Source organism: Paenibacillus sp. 1-8 (assembly GCF_056316205.1).
Genome location: NZ_CM149995.1, coordinates 1122791 through 1140227 on the forward strand (window position 1 = coordinate 1122791; position 17437 = coordinate 1140227).

Sequence of the window (17437 nt, forward strand, 5' to 3'; positions counted from 1 at the left end):
AAGCTGATAAATGCAATTCATGTTAGATTAGGTACAGTTTACAAGTGGAAAAGCTCCTTGACATCATACATTTTGTCGGATTATCTGACTTCAAGGCTCGACTTTTTGATGAATAGGCGTCATATAAAATGACATTAAGACATATACATAAGGAGAATTCCGATGAACGGTAAAAAAACCTTTACCATTGCGGATGTGCTGGAACGTCCGGTATTCCGGCGGGCCAAACTGGCGGCCGGGGAGCAGGGCACGAGTCACCAGGTCGGCTGGGTCCATGTGCTGGAAATCACAAACGTAACCCCCTTTGTGAGTCGTCATGACCTGATTTTGACGACCGGCCTGTGGCTAACCCGAGAGGGGGAGGAACGCGCTGAGTATATGGAGCAGTTGATCCGTTCCGAAGCCGCAGGACTATGCGTGGAGTTGGGTACGAGCATCCAAGAGATTCCGCCGGAAATTCTGGAGCTGGCGGAACGTCAGCATTTTCCGGTCATCGTATTTGAACAGCCGGTACGCTTTGTTGAAATCACGCAAGATATTCATTCCCTGCTTATTAACCGCCACCACGAACTACTGAAAGATCTGGAGCGTTTCTCGCGCCAGCTTCAGCAGGAGACGCTGCGCAGCACGGATATGAGTGCTCTTTTACGAGTACTTCATGATTATGCCGCCCGACAGGTCATCTACATGTCTTCCATTGATACCAATCGGTTCGTGCCTTCCATCCAGCCTGATGTGGCTGACCGCATTGCGAATTTTTATGCCAATGAGGTGGAATCCAGCATGACGTCTGACCGGGAGGGTCACTTGCTGTTCCATCTTAATGAATCCACCGCCGTCTTGTTTCAACCGGTTGTCTGCTTCGGGCAGGTGTTTTCCGCTGTAGGCCTGGTGCTGCATGGTGAAACGCCGACAGAAGAACTGTCACTGCTGCTTGACTACACAGCCAAAGCAGCCGCTACGCTGGTGCTGAGAACTCAGTTCCTCGAAGACCGATTGTTACGCAATCAGAATGAATTGATTCAGGATATGCTGAACGGACAGCTTCCCAGCGAAGAACAGGCTCAGACCCGGATGGGGCTGCGTCTGCTGTCCAAGGGACAGTATTTATTTTGGGCCGGGGTTATTGAGGTGGAGCATCAGGATAAGGAAGCCAGTCAGGTGCGCAAGGAGTCCATTAACCAGGATATATTGGTACTACTCCGTTCTTTGCTGAAAAAGGAGACGCTGCACAACCTGCTCATGATGAAGGGGAACCAGTGCTACATTCTTTGCGCCAAGGAGGAATTGACCCTGCGTTCCGCGGCGCAAATGAAGAAAGTGCTTGCCCATACCGTACAATATATTCAGAACTATGCCGCAGGGCAGCTTGACAAGGTGCGCATTCATGCAGGTTTCGGCAAAGTAAGGTACCGGATGACCGGAGCAGGCCGTAGTTTTGAAGAGGCTTATCAGGTTATTGAGGTGGCGCGAAGCGTTTCGGCCATGAGAGATCGACTTTTTTACGACAGTATCGGAATCTATCAATTGTTGAAAGCCGTACCCCTCACTCCCTTTTTACAAGAGTTTGTACAGGACCATTTGGGCGGGCTGCTTGAGCATGATCGTGAGCACCATATGCAGCTTCTGGATACGCTGGATGCTTATTTTCGTTGCCATGGCTCCAAACGCGACACTGCTGGAATCCTGTACATTCACAGGCAAACGCTCTATAATCGGCTGGACAAAATTAACGAGATCATAGGAGGAAATCTGGCAGACCCGGATAAACGTCGTTGTCTGGAGATGGCATTGCTGGCTCACCGGATGCTACAGGCCGAAAAATGATCCTAAATGACTACTTCTATTTTCCAATCTACTCATTTACAATGTGTGTCAACACTGAGATAATAGAAGAGATAGCGGTAATATCTTTGAAAGGGGATTAATATGAATATAAAAAAATGGATTGCCGTCCCTCTTATTCTGCTAATGGTAGCTTTGACGGGTTGCCAGGCAGTAGGCGGATTTGATGTAAGTAAAAATCTTTTGGGCACACTTGATGTGAAATCCCAGCAGTCAACGGAGAAGATATCTCTTAAATTGACTCCAAAAGAAGGCATTACGCAAGGAGATCAGGAAATTGTTGATTTAATCAATTCTATTTCCGTAACAGTGGATGAGGCCAAGGTACAATCGGAGGAACTCGCTTCCGCCAAGGGTACATTGCACATCGACAAGTATAATTTGCCGTTTGAAATTGCTTTGGACCGCCAAGGTGTGGCTATTCAACTGGAAGGTGCCAAAAAACCTTATTACATATCTTTGAACTCGCAGGAGAGTTTGAGTGGTCTGCCTGCCGGATTTGATCCTTATGTATACTCCAAGGATGTAAGAGATCTGACGAAAACAGCCGCAGCACTTGTACTCAAGCATGCTCCTAACCCTTCGACCATCTCTGCAACGTCTGTAACCGAGGAAGTTTATGGTGAGAAGGACAAAGTGAAGCTGACTCGTTTGCATGCTGAACTTCGTGGCGATGAGCTGGTCACATTGGTGAAACCGTTCCTGACCAATCTGGCGAAGGACGAGGCTGGCTTGAAGGAACTGATCGGGCAAGCGATTGATTTCACTAAAAATATCGCTTCCAGCATGAATATTGATGGTGCTGATCAAGTCACAAGCGAACTGAACACGAACAAGGAAAAACTGGTCAATGAGGCTTATACCGAGGTTAAAAAGTATTTGGATCTGGCCGTTGCTCAATATGATGTAGGCGTAAGCACTTTATATGCACAGTCTCCTGAAATTAAAACGGTTCTGAGTTCCAATACGGTTCTGAAAACCGATATGTATTTTGATGAAAAAGGAAATGTTCGCAAATCAGTGTCAGACCTGACGGTTGCTTTGCCAGAAGTAGATAGTCTTCCAGTGAAGTCCTTCTCGATTGTTACGGAAGTTCAATCCTGGAACGTAAACGGTAGTGTAACAGCCGACAAGGTAGATATCTCCAATGGTGTTATCGACCTGAATAAACAAGCGGAACTTACGCCAGGAGCGACACTTCGCAATTTTGAAGCAAACTCTCCGATCTACAATATTTTAAAAAATGATTTGAAAATTACAAAAGTAGAAACCACTTTCGATCCTAAAGACGATTATTATGTGCTGGTGAATCGTAAAGGTACGGCCTTCATTCCACTGCGTGAGCTGACGTATGAACTGGGTTCCGAATTAAAATGGGATGCAGCAGCCAAGCAAATTACAGTTGTGGATGATATTACAGGTAAGACCATCAAGCTGAAAAGCGGTTCCAAACAGGCTGTACTGGAAGGAAGCACATTAACGCTGCCACAAGCACCATATGCAGATGAATATGGTACGTTGTATGTTCCTTTCAAATCGGTTGCCGAAGCGCTTGGTGCCACAGTAACTCGTAACAGTGATGGTGAGTATGTCCTGAAACGTGACTAAAAAGACATTCCACATATCTGTGTCCAACTGCACCGCTGGTGCATGGAATATGCAGGTATAGACACAGGAACCGGCCCGTTCAAGGGTCGGTTCTTTTTTTGCATATCCTTACGAGTCCAATCCGGGGTAAAGTAAGGAAACATTCTCACAGAAGCGGTTTAAATAAGCGCTTACAGGTTAAAAAAATACCCTACTTTTGTACAGAAAAAATTGAGATAATCATAGTGTTGTTTCGCCATTATATATTTGCGGCCAGGCGCCACAGTGGAAATCACCTACAATAGGGGGATATACGATGAAAGATATGGAACTATTGAATTCTAGCGAGGGACAAAATGTACTCGCCCGAATGTATGGTCAACAGCAGGTTTCAGAGCAAACGACGCGATATCAATCACTTATACAAGCGTATCAGGAGCACTTCGGCATCGGGAATATTGAGTTGTTTAGTGCTCCGGGAAGATGCGAAATTGGGGGGAATCATACAGACCACAATCACGGGAAGGTGCTGGCAGGCAGTATTACACTGGATACCATCGCTGTAGCTGCTAAAGTGGAGGAGCCTGTAATTACGTTCTTTTCCGAAGGCTATCAAACGAAATACGTCATTCATTTAAACGACTTGTCGCCACGACCAGAGGATGACGGTACGATGCTGTTGGTCCGTGGTATTGCCGCTGGACTGCTTGAACACGGCTATCGCATCGGAGGATTCCAGGCTTATATATCAAGCAATGTGTTCTCTGCTTCAGGCTTAAGCTCTTCCGCTTCGTTTGAAATGCTGATATGCACGATCATCAGTCATTTTTATAATGAGGGAGCATTGGATGCTGTCGCCAAGTCCAAAATCGGCCAGTACGCGGAAAATCGCTACTGGAACAAGCCGTCGGGTCTGCTTGACCAAATGGCTTGTGCATATGGGGGATTGGTTGCCATTGATTTTGTAAACCCCAAGGAACCGATCATCAATCCGGTTCACTGGGATTTTCAACAGAATGGATATTCCCTGGTTATCGTAAATACGGGCGGAGATCATGCGGATTTAACGGACGATTACGCGGCGGTACCCAACGAAATGCGTGCAGTAGCTCAGTCCTTAGGTGCTTCCGTATGCCGTGACTTATCGCCAGAGGATCTGTATGCCAACCTCAAAATGGTCAGGGAAAAAGCAGGAGATCGTGCAGTATTGCGTGCGTTGCATTTTTTTGAAGAAAATAAGCGTGTAGATGAACAGGTGAAGTCGCTGGAGGAGGGACGTTTTTCTGATTTCTTGAGGCTTGTCACCGAGTCCGGTAATTCTTCATGGAAATGGCTTCAAAACGTATATAGAAGTGGGGTTGACCGGGAACAGGACGTATCGGTTGCGCTTGCATTAACGGAAATGTATTTGAAATCAATAGATGACAGCGCATGCAGGGTACATGGTGGTGGCTTTGCTGGAGTTATCTTGACGATTCTTCCCAATGATCGTGTTGATGATTATAAGGCGTGGATCAGCGGAATGCTGGGAACTCCGGTACTCGTTGTCAACGTCCGTGAGCAGGGTGCTGTTAATGTAAGTGATTTGATTCATGCGACAACGAAGGATTGAAAATGAAGCCAGAGTTGGACGGATCTTAGGAGTTATTGCGAATAGACTATACTAGACCATTGAAGACTTTAACCTATGGGTTAAAGTCTTCGTTCTTTTTGGACGATGCAGTCCAGGCTTGCGGTATAATAGAGCATGGAAGTTCTAACGAAGGAGGGCCTATTCATGGCTATGTACCCGTCCTGGTCCTATTCGCAATCGAGGGCCCAAACGTTCGATGAATGCCTACGCAAATACTATTACCATTATTACGGCTCGCATAACGGCTGGAACCCTGCACAGGGCAGTGAAGAGCAGGTTACGTTGTATCGGCTCAAGCAGCTGAGCAACTTATATATTTTATTTGGGAATATTACGCATCAAATGTGTGAATCGGTCATACGTGGTTGGGTGGAAAAAGGTGCTGTTCCACGTCCGGCGTACCTGGAGACAGCAATGAAGAACATGCTGAATGACAGCTACAAGGAATCGCTGCAACGTGAGCTATGGCTGCAAGACCCAAAAAATCGCATCATGCTCGCTGAAATTTATTATGATGACGAAGTGCTGTCGGAACGAATTGCCCGGATTAAGGAGCGACAGCATGCGGTGGTACACAATCTGTACCGTACTGCCGTTTGGCGTGAGTTGCAGCAGGCTGAGGCTCGAATTGTTGAAATCGAGAAGTGGGATACGATGCTGCTTCACGAGACGAAGGTCTATGTCAAAATGGATTTGCTCTACCGTAGAGGTAATGGAGACATGGTTATCGTAGACTGGAAAACTGGCAAGGAAGGCGACTTCTCCGACCAACTATTTTTGTACGCTTCCTATGTGCAGGAGCATTACCAGCTTCCCTTGGAGAAGATCGAGGTGCGTGTGGAGTATCTAATGACGGGAGAACATGAGGTGTACCGTCCCACGCAGGAGGATATCGACAAGGTCGTTGCCAATGTCGGGCGATATATCGAGGAAATGAAGTCCTGTCTCGATGACGATTACTATAACAGACCGAAACCAGAGTCCTTTTTCACCCCGATGCCTTCACGCAGAGCGTGCGGCGGCTGTAATTTTCGGGAGGTATGCAAGTACCGCGCGGTGTAAGGCGGAATAGAACAAAAGAAAGACACTCCATTAATTAAAAGGAGTGTCTTTCTTTTGTTCTATTAAAGTAAATGTCCAATTCTTATTAAAAATTCTGCATATATTACAAATAGAGTTCGTGAAGTACTTTAAGGTTTAACTGGAATTTAGCCATAATATCTGAATTTAGGAGGTTTCATTTAAATGGCCATTTTGTCAACTGGACCTATTGATAATAGTGCTGTTAGTGGTGTTAGGCCCACTCAACAGGTGACGGTCAAAATCGATAACCGGGATTCGGTCAATTTTTCGACTGTATTAATAGAAGGCTATCTACTAAACGGATCGAGAATGTCATATGTACTTGAATCTTTCTCTGTCGCTCCGAATCAAGTAGTTACAAAAAATTATTTTGCCAATTTTGATGCATTTGAATTTGTTTTTACAACGGGAGGTGTTGCCCTAAGTCAGACTGAAATTTCCGTTTGGGGAAAAAATGCAGCCGGACAGTTAGTTACAGCCCATCGGCTTGTATCCTCTGAGCTCTTAGGAGCTGTTTCAGATCCTGTACCCCTATCAATCAATCGCATTTTTGTAGCTAATTTTAATAGCAATGATGTTTCTGTGATTGATGGGGCGACCAATACAGTGATCGCGACCATTCCTGTTGGTGTTAATCCAGCCGGAGTAGGAGTTAATCCATTCACCAACCGAATTTATGTGGGGAATTTGAACAGTGACGACGTTTCCGTCATTGATGGAATAACCGATACGGTGATTACTACTATTCCTGCTGGAGATGGAGCAAGTTCAGTTGGGGTTAATACTGCAACCAATGCCATATATATAGCAAATTTTAATGATAGTACAGTTTCCGTAATTAACGGTTTGACCAATACGGTGATCGCCACCATTATTCCTGTCGGAGGTTTGTCTCTTCCAACAGGAATAGGTGTCAATTCATTAACCAATCGAATTTATGTAGCGAATTTTAATTTTGATGTCGTTACGGTCATTGATGGAGCAACAAATACTGTGATTACCCAGATTCCAGTGGGGGTTAATCCATTTAGAATAGGTGTCAATCCATTAACTAATCGAATTTATGTGTCAAATTTCACGAGTAACAGTGTTTCTGTCATTGATGGAATAACGAATACGGTGATTGCTACCGTTCTAGTCGGGACTACTCCAGGGGAAGTGGGTGTCAATACTTCTACGAATACTATTTATGTACCCAATCGTGACACTGATAATGTTTCCATTATTAGTGGGTTAACGAATACAGTGATTGCAACGATCCCCGTCGGGAATAATCCGAATGGAGTAGGTGTTAATCCAATAACTAATTGTATCTATGTAACAAATCAGGATGATAATAATGTTTCCAAAATTGATGGAGTAACCCAAACTACAATTGCTACCGTTCCGGTGGGCGCTCGTCCATTCGCAGTAGGAGTGAATCCTTAGGATGCTTAGTGATTAGCCCGTCTGACAACGGGCTTTTTACTTGCGACTACAGATAACAAGGTGAACAGAATTTCATATCATAATGCAAATCTGACATTCTTCTATTTATTGAAACCGCTTTCTAATTTGGAGAATACAAGGTATGATAAGGGTATTATTGGAAAAGTCGAAGGAGGAGGTTTAGGAATATGACGAGTACAGAGCACGCACGTATTCTTTTTCAGGGGGATTCCATAACAGATGGAGGAAGAGGACGGAATGAGGACGCGAACCATTGGCTGGGTCAGTGCTATGTGTATCTGATCGCAGGTGCATTGGGGAGCCGTTTGACTGCTACGCAGCCAGAATTTGTGAACCGGGGGATTTCGGGGGATCGGGTTTCGGATTTGTATGCACGCTGGAATGAGGACACGTTTAGCCTGAAGCCGGACCTGCTCAGTATTCTGATCGGAGTGAACGATGCCTGGCGGATCGTGGAGCAGGAGCCGTCCGGGGTGACGGACCGATTTGAACGAGCCTATCGCCACATTTTGGAGGAAACGTGTGAAGTGCTGCCCGATACCGGGCTGGTGCTGTGTGAGCCGTTTATTTTGAAAACAGGAGCTACCGAGGCACGATGGGACATTTGGCAGGAAAAAATAATGGGCTATCAGCGTCTTGTGCGTCAGCTTGCAGACGAATTTGGGGCCGTATTCGTGCCGCTTCAAAGCCTGCTGAACGAAGCCGCTACCAAGGCGGACGCCTCCTATTGGCTGCATGACGGGGTACATCCCACAGCGGTTGGGCACCAGTTGATAGCGGATCAATGGATAGATATCGTGCAAAAGAGTCCGCTGGCGATTCGCTAACAGGGTCAACCATAGTCTACTCCTTGTCATTTTTGGGTAATACACGATTATGGACATAATTACTTATAGGATCTGTCCATCCAAAAATGAACGTCATAAGGGGGGGCTTCTTACTTCGTATGGCGGGGCAAGAGAGGCTGTGGAAACTGTGAATATCATACTGGTCATTTTACTGATTGCGTTAACTGCATTTTTCGTTGCATCCGAGTATTCCATTATTCGCGTGCGAATATCCCGTATCAATCAGCTTGCATCCGAAGGGAATAAAAATGCCAAAGCTGTCAAAAATATTTTGTCCCGCCTGGATGAGTATTTATCCGCTTGTCAGCTAGGGACCACGTTAACCTCGATGGCGTTAGGATGGCTCGGGGAGTCTACGGTTGAAAAGCTATTGCATCCGCTGTTTGTGCTGGCGCATATTCCGGCAGGACTCACGGGAGTATTATCCTTTTTGCTGGCTTTTCTAATATTGACGTATTTTGAGGTGGTTATCGGGGAGCTGGTTCCCAAAACATTCGCTATACAGATTGCGGAGCCGATGGCTTTGTTTTTTGCCCGTCCCATTACGATCTTCTATAAAATGACGTATCCACTGAACTGGGTACTCAGCCGTTCCTCGCGTGTCATTACGGGACTTTTCGGGCTGAAAAAGGTTTCCGAGGAAGATGCGGCTCTCAGTGAGGCAGAGCTACGTTTGGCATTATCCGAAGGATACCGCAGTGGTGAAATTACACCGACAGAATACCGCTATCTGAACAATGTGTTTGATTTTGACGACCGTGCGGCGCAAGAGATTATGGTACCGCGTATTCATATCCGCTCCATTTCTCATCTGGCAACGGTGGCAGAGTTTATGGAGCTGATCGAGGACAAGGTCTATAATTTTCTGCCTGTAGCGGAAAACGGGGATCGGGATCGGATCATCGGGATGATCCGTGTGAAGGAAGCGCTGCATGATTTGGCCCGAGGGCACAGCACAGGGAATACCACGATGGCTTCCTATATTCATCCGGTGCTTCAGGTGATTGAAACCATTCAGGCCCGGGACCTGCTGATTCAGATGCAAAAGCGACGTATTCCCGTGGCGGTGCTGGTGGACGAATATGGTGGCACATCCGGACTGGTCACACTGGAGGATATTATGGAGGAGATTGTAGGGGACATCCCTTCCTATACCGATACCGAAACCCCTGCAGCGCTAACCCCTCTCATTACAAAAACAGACGATCATCGTTACATACTCAAATCGCAAGCGCTCATTCATGAAGTCAATCGGCGTTTGGAGACGGATATTGAGGCCGGGGACGTATATACGATTGGCGGCTGGATGCTTTCAGAGCATTTTGATATCCGACAGGGAGAGAGTATGACCATAGGCTCATGGGAGTTTACCGTACTGGAAAAAAACAGTCACCAAATAGACACAATTGAAGCAGTCAAAAAAACAACTGGTGAACAGGGAAATGACAATAATTCCGAATGATGGAATGATTGAGTGCCTGCAAATCAATGGTTTAAAATATGACGAATGGCCTGTAAAGCAAGCAGCAGTGCGGTTCGTCCATTTTTTTGATGCACGCTGATGCCTGTTACATGTTATTTTGGGCTGTTAAGGTGGCGGGCCTAAAGTCTCTATATCTTTATGCTCATAAATACGGTTGTCTATGAAAAATACTACTAGAATTGTAGCAATTATATGGTAAAATGGAATCAAATTTGAGTTTTTTGGGGTGGGCTAGAGTACATGAAGATGTCACTAGGTACGAAAATGGTTACTGCATTTGTCACAATTTCCGCAATAACCTATGGAACAAGCGCTTTTTTTATTTTTGTACTCAAGGACTGGCTTGCTCAAGGTGCACAAGAATGGGTGTACACTTCGATCATTCTCTTATTGGGTGTCCTGTGGAGTGGCATTTTGGGCTGGTTGATCTCAAAATTACTCACACGGCCGATTGTCAGATTGGCAAAGGCGGCTGAGGAAGCCTCGGCGGGGAATCTGTCCGTTGTCATTCCGGATCGTCGTTCAGATGACGAAATCAAGGTGCTCTATGATGCATTCCGGCGCATGATGCTGAATATTAAGGATATGTTTAACGAGATATCGTATAGCTCAAGAGCGACTTCACAAAATGCGGAAAACCTTAGTTCGGCTATTGTACAGGCTACGACACAGATTGAGTCCATGACTTCGGTGGTGGAGGATATTTTGGAAGGCGTAGAGCAGCAAAGGGATGCGTCTGTCCAATCTATTGAAACAGCGGATCGAATGTTGGGCGATTTTAAAATGATGCGCAGCAAATCGGGCCATATGCTGGAACTGTCAGGCCATATGGAGCAGTCGGTCGATTTGACGCAGACGGTATTTTCATCCCTGATGAAGGGAATGGGGGAGCTGACTGCTTCGCATAGTCGTTCGCAGCAGGTCATTGCACGACTGGAAAAGGAAGCTTCACAAATTGAAGCGATTACAAGCACCGTCAAGGATATCGCGGAACAAACTCATTTGCTGGCGTTGAACGCCTCCATTGAAGCCGCACGTGCAGGAGAAGAAGGTAACGGGTTTGCCGTAGTTGCTCACCAGATTCGCGCGTTGGCTTCACAAAGTACGGAATCGGTGCAGCAAATCAATGCGATCGTTAGCCGTGTGCAGTCGCAAATTGTAGAAACGGTACAATTAATGCACCAGCAAACATCACTGGTCAGCACTGAGGCGGAACGGACAAGCTCGGTGGATCAGACGTTGAGTCGTTTGAACTCGATTGTGCGTGAATTTGTTGAAGGTATTCGTTTAATGGAAGAAGCTGTAACGGAGCAGACGAATCGGGTAGATCAAACCTTCGAGCAGATCCATCGTATTCAGCAAATGTCAGGGGCCTTCTCGGAAGGTGCGCACAAGATTTATACAGCCGCTCATGAGGAAACGGCTATTATGCAGGAAATTTCGTCTTCTTCCGAGGACTTGAAAGTGCTTACGAACAAGCTCATGATGAAAACTCGTGGAATGCAGCTGTAGAACGTAACGTGTCAGAAAAAGCAAATGTAGCCGCTATACACCGGAAAACGAAGCAAAATGGTTCTCCGGTGTGTAGCGGCTATTTTTTAATTTCGAAAAACTCACATTGTTTTCTGGGATGGTAGGCCAGATCACTGACACTGGATTGCACGACTATGGTTTGATCGTCAAAACGGATAATGACTCCGCCCGAACCAATCAACTGGTCATCCTGAAATATGCGGACACGAAGATGACGTTCCAACGCCTCGGTGAAATCCTGATCTGTGATCAAACGGCGATTAATGGGCATGAGGGGTCTCCTTTGAATATGATATCTTTTATCATAACACATTTGTTTTTTTGGTATAAAATAGGATGCAGAGAAAGAGTAAAAGGATAGAAGGGGGCTTTCGATGGACAAGTCGTGGTCATGGTTCGATGCCGCTGCGCCGGAAGAATTTGAGGCTTTTACTTCCTCACATGTGCTGACTGTACTAGGGCTTATTTTATGTGCTTTGCTGCTTTGGCTGACTCGGGGCCTGATTCGGTCGCATAGGCCGTTAAGCGAGTGTATTCGCTGGCTTCTGGTTACCATACTTATTCTGTCCGAGGTGACTCTGAATATTTGGTATGTGACGCAGCACATTTGGAATGCTCAGACGTCATTGCCGCTGGAGCTGTGCAGTGTGACGCTGCTGCTGTCGATTGTGATGCTGATTTTCCGCAGTCGCTGGCTGTATCCGATCAACCTTTTTGCCGGAATTGGGGGAGCGCTTCAAGCGGTACTTACACCTAATTTGGCGTACGCTTTTCCGCACTATCGTTTTATTCATTTTTTTGTGGCTCATAGTGCTATTATATGGGCTGCCTTGTACATGACGTGGATCGAAGGGCTGAAACCGACGTGGAAGGGCGTTGGGGGAGCGATGCTTTTTCTCAATAGTTTGGCACTGATCGTGTGGCTCGTAGATGATGTACTCGGAGCAAACTATATGTTTCTTGCCGGAAAGCCGTCAACACCGTCGATATTGGATGTTTTGGGACCGTATCCGCTGTATATTCTGGCAGAAGAGGTCATTGCGCTGTTATTCTTTTCTCTTATGATGTTGCTGTTCGAGGTGTTCCCTGGAGGCAGGCTGTATGCCCGCTTTCGCAAAAAGGCTGTGCACAGAGCTGAACGTCTTGGGGAAGATCATAGCGCGGAGAAAACACCGTCCTGAGAAGGCATCTGTTCAATGGCTGCTTTCGTTTCCTCTGCGTGCTTGGGCGTGCGATCCAGCATAACCACTTTGGCACCTTGCTCTGCAAACCGAGTCGCGGCTGCCTTGCCGATGCCTGAACCACCACCACTGACCACCGCTATCTTTTCTTGTAATCTCTGCTCTGCCATTGACTATTCCTCCTCATCCGCTCATAAGCTAAACCTGACTCGTTATTCCAATACCTCTGATTGCTGATGGTGAAACAGTATGTGCTGCATTTCCGTCTGTAAGTCTGCATTTCACGGAATTTGCGAAGTATGGTAACATAGGCGAACCAGCAGGAGCATATAGCGAAGAAGACGGGTAACGGAGGTGGATTCAATTGAGCTATAACAGAAATGACGGGACACAACCAACAGAATCTATAGCACTGACCGGAAAAATAAAGCCGTGGGCGCTGAGCGGCCCCAGTATTCAAATAGATCCGTTATTTCCCTATTACGCGAACCGTTCGCGGGACAGTATAGCCGATGAAATCGCCCTTGCAGGCTACCAGACCGTTCATTATTTTGTTGTGCGTGAAAATGAAGTAGATGGGGCGCTCGTTGCCGCCTTTCAACGCAGGGGAATCGCGGTATGGGCGATGGTGCTTGGCAATGGTTCCTTTGGCGTGTCACAGTTACCGCCGGAGTGGAAGGGATGGCGCATGGAACTGCTGCGCGAACCGAATGACGGGTTTCAGCGGCTTTCGCATTTTGCACAGGAGTATGTAGAGTGGAAAAAGAAAGCCGCTGCCCGGCTGGTCACCGACATTCCGTTCGACGGGTTCGAGGTGGCGGAGCCTTATTTTCCCGAATGGAACGGGCTGCGTAGTGGAGTGTACGGGGATATCGGGCCGCATGCCCGGCGGGCCTTCCGCGAGCGCAGCGGCGAGGACATTCCGGATTTCCGCGACAAGCATGCGCGAAATTACTACCGGAAGGTCCCGAAGCTGTACGCGCAGTGGGTCGATCTGCGCGTGGACGCCGTGAACGCGCTGATCGGCGAGCTGGTGAACGGCGCAGGCGGCGTGCGTGATGTCCGGCCGGACATCTGCGTGGCGACGTGGTCGCTGGCCGTGAACGGACGCGGCGATGTTCCCGGCCAGCTACGGGAATGGCAGGGTCTGGACGCGGTAGCGATGATCGGGTGCGTAGCCCCGGATATGCATGTGCTCCAGACCCATTGGCCGGACTGGATGCGCCGCCGTCTGCCGCCGCATTATATTGGCGGCTATGCCCGCATAGCGCAAGGGATACGCGCCGCTTATCCGAATCTGCCCCTCGGGGTGCAGGCGGATATTGGTTCACTCGCAAGTATGGTTCGGGACCGCGCCTGGACCCGGCGGTTTGGGGCTACCGCCCTGGAGGGCGGTTATGACGCCTGGACCGCCTACGAATACCATCTGGGCGGCTATATGTACGATGAGCCGCCCACCCCGCTCTGTGCGGAAAGGTCGACCGCAGATGAGGTGGTCGTTTCTTTCAGCAAGCGGATTGCCACGCCGTCTGTGAATGAGCTGCGTGTCTGGAGCCGGGAGAGTTCGACTGATGCCACGGGCGATCAGATTCGCACAGGCAGGAACGATTCACTGAGGCCATTAGAGCTTGTGGACGTAGCGGCAGACGGTAACCGTCTACTGCTACGTATATGTAATTTGCCGCCGAGGGCGTTCAGCCTGAGGCTTGAAGGGATACAGGATACACCGGAGCTATGGCTGCTCAAGGGAAGGAAGGCACATCACAATCTGCCGGAGCATGAAGTGCAAGTTCTTTAAAATTTGGGTAATAACAACTAACAGTTGTATAAGCGGCTCATTTGCCGCAGGGGTAACCCTTTTTATTTTGGCAGCACAGTCCTTGCTCCATAGCCGTTTTTAGACGGCTATACTGTTCATACAGTATCTCTTTCAGTGCCTCTTTTGTCGAACGTTGACGGGTCCTTGAAACAGTGAAAAAGCTTTAAAAATAATGATTGAAAACGCTTCCTTTTGTGTATATACTCTTACTACATCAGAGAGGCAGCACCAAGTAAACATTACTGTGGAGCACGATAGACATCTTTATATAACATGAAAAACGACCCCATGCATATGCACAGGGCCGATATTATCTTACTTCACTTTGACTGGAGCCGGATATTTCTTACCCAGCGTGTCCACGGTTACCTTTTTCATCGTAGCTGGTTTGATGGGTTTATCATGGCTGTCACGCTTGGAATTCACGATGGCATCCACCACGTCCAATCCAGACGTTACTTTGCCGAAAGCAGCGTATTGACCGTCAAGGTAATCCGCATCGGCAACCATGATGAAAAATTGCGATCCGGCTGAGTCCAGATCCGCTGAGCGGGCCATGGATAGTACACCGCGCGTGTGCTTGAGCGTATTGTTGACACCGTTGCTCTTGAACTCGCCTTTGATGCTGTAGCCGGGGCCGCCTGTACCGTTACCTTGCGGGTCACCGCCCTGAATCATGAAGCCGCGGATGACACGATGGAAGATCGTACCGTTGTAAGCGCCCTTTTGCACCAGGGAAATGAAATTGTTAACCGTGTTCGGTGCTACTTCCGGGTACAGCTCAAGTTTAATCTTTTTACCGTCGTTCATGACAATCGTGACGACAGGATGGGAAACAGGTTTGCTTTTGTCTTTCGTCGCGGCAGGGGTTGTACTGCTTGTCCGGCTTGCGGCTTCAACATCTGTCGCTTTTGTGCCGCATCCAGCAACCAGCAGGAGCATGGTAGCCAGCAGGCACAGCATATACCAGGGACGTATCGTTTTTCGGATCATTTGTATTCCTCCTGAAAGGTTAGATGTGTAAAAATCCTAAATTATAGTTTGGGGCAGCGCAGAGCACTTTTCCGTTTTCTATCATACCTTTTTTTGTTGGGATAAGGAAATACGGGTTTGAATACCGTATTCTTGGCCCATACTGCTGCTATTCCCAAGGAAAGGGGCAGAATCATGGTGGAGGTAGACAAAAAGCTGGCTAAAGGTCTCATATGGGGTATGGCGTTCAGTCTGCCGGTTTGGGTAGGGGTGCTGTACTCGGTACAACACATTCGTGACTGGCTATAATATAATCAAGCGTGGAGATAGGCCAAAACCGGGATGGTTTTGGCTTATTTATATTTGTGCCAGTCCAAATTGCTGTTATTCAGCAGATGCTCGAAGTTGTTGTCCAGCTTCTTCTGTTCTGCTTTTTTTGCTTCGAGGGCACGCTGTCGTTCGTCTTCCTTACGTTTGTCCTGCTCTGCCTGGGCTTCATTGGCCTGAGCCTTGAGCTTATTCAGCACGTCCTGACTCAACAGATCCTTTAACGTTGCAGGTTTGTCCTGAGCCGCAGGAGCGGGGGAAGACGAATTTCTTTTTTTAGCCATGTCATCAACTCCATTCCATTCGATTATATCAGCTTCTGCATGGTTGTTCCACGGCTGAAGGGTGAGGTTTGCTGTGGACTTTTCTAATTTAGAGGTTAATAATGGAATGAGGAGAAGGGACGTGTAACATCATGCATCTTTATTGGAAGCGAAACCTGGTCGTTTTGTGGATCGGTGTATTTTTTTGCAGCATGGCCTATTCCGTTTCCATTCCGTTTTTACCTATTTTTCTGAATACGGAAATGGGTGTGACCGATCATCTGGAGCTGTGGGCGGGGATCGCCTTTGGGGTTACCTTTTTAGCCAGTGCTCTGATTGCTCCGTTTTGGGGTTCGCTCGCAGATAAGTATGGACGGAAGCCGATGCTGATTCGTTCAGGCTTTAGTCTGACGGTATTGTATTTGATATGTGCCTTTGTGACTGATCCGTATGTGTTCGTAGGGGTACGGCTGTTTCAGGGCCTGCTCTCCGGGTTTATTCCTGCCGCCATCGCATTGGTCGGAACGGGTTCGCCTGAGGATAAAACGGGTTATGCACTCGGCATTATGGCAACCTCCGGGGCGACGGGCAGCATCATAGGTCCGTTGATTGGCGGAGTGGTAAGCCATTATTACGGTAATCGAAATGCCTTTCTATTCTCTGCGGGGCTTGTGCTGGTCTCTGCGCTAATTGCGACCTTTGCCGCTAGAGAGGACAACTTCAAGGGAACCAGTACCCGCTCGCATGTCCGTGATGATATCAAGGAGGCTATTGCTAATCGGCCGTTGTATTTTTTGCTCATACTGGCTGGATTGAGTACCTTTTCCGTCATGATCCTTGAGCCGCTGATTACGGTGTATGTTCTGGAAATGGGAATTGACCGTAGCCGAGCGTCCTTAAGCTCCGGAATTGTATTCTCAGCCGTAGGTATTGCGGCTGTGCTGATGGCTCCCCGCTGGGGACGGATTGGTGGCAGGATTGGATTTGCACAAGTGATGCTGATCGGGCTGATTGGTTCGGGAATCGGCAATATCCTGCAATTTTTTGTATCGAATTTTATCGGCTTTGGTGCGCTTCGGTTTGGTTACGGATTGTTTTATGCGTCTGTCGTTCCGGCTATCAACGCAATGACTGTGGAGGTCACCAAGCCGGAGTTTCGCGGACGAGCCTTTAGCTTGAATCAATCAGCTACCCAACTCGCGACGATGGCGGGGCCGTTGATTGGCGGCATGCTTGGCAGCTGGATGCCGATCCGCTGGATCTTTGTGTTAAACGGTGGCATACTGCTGCTTGCAGCGTCGCTGCTATGGATGAAGGGAAGGGATGTTTTCCCGGCCTCAGCTCAAAATAACGCAACGGATCGGGATGTTCGTCCTGCCGGATAGGTGTATTGTAGACAACGGTTCGATGTGCA

General features: G+C 47.8%; 15 protein-coding genes and 1 pseudogene. 12 read left to right on the forward strand and 4 right to left on the reverse strand.

All coding sequences use genetic code 11. The features are described from left to right. Positions 1 to 162: 162 nt before the first annotated feature. The 8 genes from AC0WRU_RS05160 to AC0WRU_RS05195 all read left to right on the forward strand — a co-directional run bounded on the left by AC0WRU_RS05160 (position 163) and on the right by AC0WRU_RS05195 (position 11440). On the forward strand, positions 163 to 1827 hold the full coding sequence (locus AC0WRU_RS05160) for a PucR family transcriptional regulator (protein WP_476127502.1): 1665 nt from the start codon (positions 163 to 165) through the stop codon (positions 1825 to 1827). A 102-nt stretch (positions 1828 to 1929) separates the two neighbouring features. After that, positions 1930 to 3453: a copper amine oxidase N-terminal domain-containing protein gene (locus AC0WRU_RS05165; RefSeq protein ID WP_476127503.1), complete on the forward strand. Its 1524-nt coding sequence runs from the start codon at positions 1930 to 1932 to the stop codon at positions 3451 to 3453. 295 nt (positions 3454 to 3748) lie between these two features. Then, a complete protein-coding gene (locus AC0WRU_RS05170) occupies positions 3749 to 5044 on the forward strand; it encodes a galactokinase (protein ID WP_476127504.1) in 1296 nt (431 codons plus the stop codon). 165 nt (positions 5045 to 5209) lie between these two features. Continuing rightward, positions 5210 to 6127 (forward strand): PD-(D/E)XK nuclease family protein, encoded by a 918-nt coding sequence (locus AC0WRU_RS05175; RefSeq protein ID WP_476127505.1) that lies wholly within the window; start codon positions 5210 to 5212, stop codon positions 6125 to 6127. Positions 6128 to 6310: 183 nt separating this feature from the next. Further along, positions 6311 to 7576: a beta-propeller fold lactonase family protein gene (locus tag AC0WRU_RS05180; protein ID WP_476127506.1), complete on the forward strand. Its 1266-nt coding sequence runs from the start codon at positions 6311 to 6313 to the stop codon at positions 7574 to 7576. A gap of 188 nt (positions 7577 to 7764) precedes the next feature. Then, the gene (locus AC0WRU_RS05185) at positions 7765 to 8424 is read left to right on the forward strand and encodes an SGNH/GDSL hydrolase family protein (RefSeq protein ID WP_476127507.1); all 660 of its coding nucleotides are present in this window, start codon (positions 7765 to 7767) and stop codon (positions 8422 to 8424) included. Positions 8425 to 8563: 139 nt separating this feature from the next. Then, positions 8564 to 9907, forward strand: a complete 1344-nt coding sequence (locus tag AC0WRU_RS05190) for a hemolysin family protein (protein ID WP_476127508.1) — start codon at positions 8564 to 8566, stop codon at positions 9905 to 9907. 261 nt (positions 9908 to 10168) lie between these two features. Next, on the forward strand, positions 10169 to 11440 hold the full coding sequence (locus AC0WRU_RS05195; RefSeq protein ID WP_476127509.1) for a methyl-accepting chemotaxis protein: 1272 nt from the start codon (positions 10169 to 10171) through the stop codon (positions 11438 to 11440). Between the two features lie 79 nt (positions 11441 to 11519). Here the strand turns inward: AC0WRU_RS05195 and AC0WRU_RS05200 are convergent, their stop codons facing one another. After that, positions 11520 to 11732, reverse strand: coding sequence for a hypothetical protein (locus AC0WRU_RS05200; RefSeq protein WP_025686491.1), 213 nt, complete (start codon positions 11730 to 11732; stop codon positions 11520 to 11522). Positions 11733 to 11835: 103 nt separating this feature from the next. Between AC0WRU_RS05200 and AC0WRU_RS05205 the strand changes: the two genes are divergently transcribed. After that, positions 11836 to 12642 carry a YwaF family protein gene (locus tag AC0WRU_RS05205; RefSeq protein WP_476127510.1) on the forward strand — a complete coding sequence of 269 codons (807 nt, stop codon included), beginning with the start codon at positions 11836 to 11838 and terminating at the stop codon, positions 12640 to 12642. Between the two features lie 8 nt (positions 12643 to 12650). Here AC0WRU_RS05205 and AC0WRU_RS05210 read toward each other — a convergent pair. Further along, positions 12651 to 12812, reverse strand: a pseudogene (locus tag AC0WRU_RS05210) (SDR family NAD(P)-dependent oxidoreductase); the annotation flags it as partial. 194 nt (positions 12813 to 13006) lie between these two features. Here AC0WRU_RS05210 and AC0WRU_RS05215 point away from each other — a divergent pair. Then, on the forward strand, positions 13007 to 14440 hold the full coding sequence (locus tag AC0WRU_RS05215) for an N-acyl-D-glucosamine 2-epimerase (protein WP_476127511.1): 1434 nt from the start codon (positions 13007 to 13009) through the stop codon (positions 14438 to 14440). Positions 14441 to 14776: 336 nt separating this feature from the next. Here AC0WRU_RS05215 and AC0WRU_RS05220 read toward each other — a convergent pair whose 3' ends face one another. Further along, complete coding sequence (locus AC0WRU_RS05220) at positions 14777 to 15454, reverse strand: peptidylprolyl isomerase (protein WP_476127512.1); 678 nt, start codon at positions 15452 to 15454, stop codon at positions 14777 to 14779. Between the two features lie 117 nt (positions 15455 to 15571). Between AC0WRU_RS05220 and AC0WRU_RS05225 the strand changes: the two genes are divergently transcribed. Beyond that, positions 15572 to 15742, forward strand: a complete 171-nt coding sequence (locus AC0WRU_RS05225) for a hypothetical protein (protein WP_167518709.1) — start codon at positions 15572 to 15574, stop codon at positions 15740 to 15742. Between the two features lie 44 nt (positions 15743 to 15786). On the opposite strand, the gene AC0WRU_RS05230 is transcribed toward AC0WRU_RS05225, so the two are convergent. Further along, positions 15787 to 16044, reverse strand: coding sequence for a YqkE family protein (locus AC0WRU_RS05230; RefSeq protein ID WP_025685196.1), 258 nt, complete (start codon positions 16042 to 16044; stop codon positions 15787 to 15789). Between the two features lie 131 nt (positions 16045 to 16175). Between AC0WRU_RS05230 and AC0WRU_RS05235 the strand changes: the two genes are divergently transcribed. Continuing rightward, a complete protein-coding gene (locus AC0WRU_RS05235) occupies positions 16176 to 17408 on the forward strand; it encodes an MFS transporter (protein WP_025685195.1) in 1233 nt (410 codons plus the stop codon). Positions 17409 to 17437: the final 29 nt, after the last annotated feature.

What these genes read in the sequence shown, in the direction of transcription:
- AC0WRU_RS05160 (WP_476127502.1), top strand. Translation starts at nt 163, where the DNA reads ATGAACGGTAAAAAAACCTTTACCATTGCGGATGTGCTGGAACGTCCG.
- AC0WRU_RS05165 (WP_476127503.1), top strand. Translation starts at nt 1,930, where the DNA reads ATGAATATAAAAAAATGGATTGCCGTCCCTCTTATTCTGCTAATGGTA.
- AC0WRU_RS05170 (WP_476127504.1), top strand. Translation starts at nt 3,749, where the DNA reads ATGAAAGATATGGAACTATTGAATTCTAGCGAGGGACAAAATGTACTC.
- AC0WRU_RS05175 (WP_476127505.1), top strand. Translation starts at nt 5,210, where the DNA reads ATGGCTATGTACCCGTCCTGGTCCTATTCGCAATCGAGGGCCCAAACG.
- AC0WRU_RS05180 (WP_476127506.1), top strand. Translation starts at nt 6,311, where the DNA reads ATGGCCATTTTGTCAACTGGACCTATTGATAATAGTGCTGTTAGTGGT.
- AC0WRU_RS05185 (WP_476127507.1), top strand. Translation starts at nt 7,765, where the DNA reads ATGACGAGTACAGAGCACGCACGTATTCTTTTTCAGGGGGATTCCATA.
- AC0WRU_RS05195 (WP_476127509.1), top strand. Translation starts at nt 10,169, where the DNA reads ATGAAGATGTCACTAGGTACGAAAATGGTTACTGCATTTGTCACAATT.
- AC0WRU_RS05200 (WP_025686491.1), bottom strand. Translation starts at nt 11,732, where the DNA reads ATGCCCATTAATCGCCGTTTGATCACAGATCAGGATTTCACCGAGGCG.
- AC0WRU_RS05205 (WP_476127510.1), top strand. Translation starts at nt 11,836, where the DNA reads ATGGACAAGTCGTGGTCATGGTTCGATGCCGCTGCGCCGGAAGAATTT.
- AC0WRU_RS05220 (WP_476127512.1), bottom strand. Translation starts at nt 15,454, where the DNA reads ATGATCCGAAAAACGATACGTCCCTGGTATATGCTGTGCCTGCTGGCT.
- AC0WRU_RS05230 (WP_025685196.1), bottom strand. Translation starts at nt 16,044, where the DNA reads ATGGCTAAAAAAAGAAATTCGTCTTCCCCCGCTCCTGCGGCTCAGGAC.
- AC0WRU_RS05235 (WP_025685195.1), top strand. Translation starts at nt 16,176, where the DNA reads ATGCATCTTTATTGGAAGCGAAACCTGGTCGTTTTGTGGATCGGTGTA.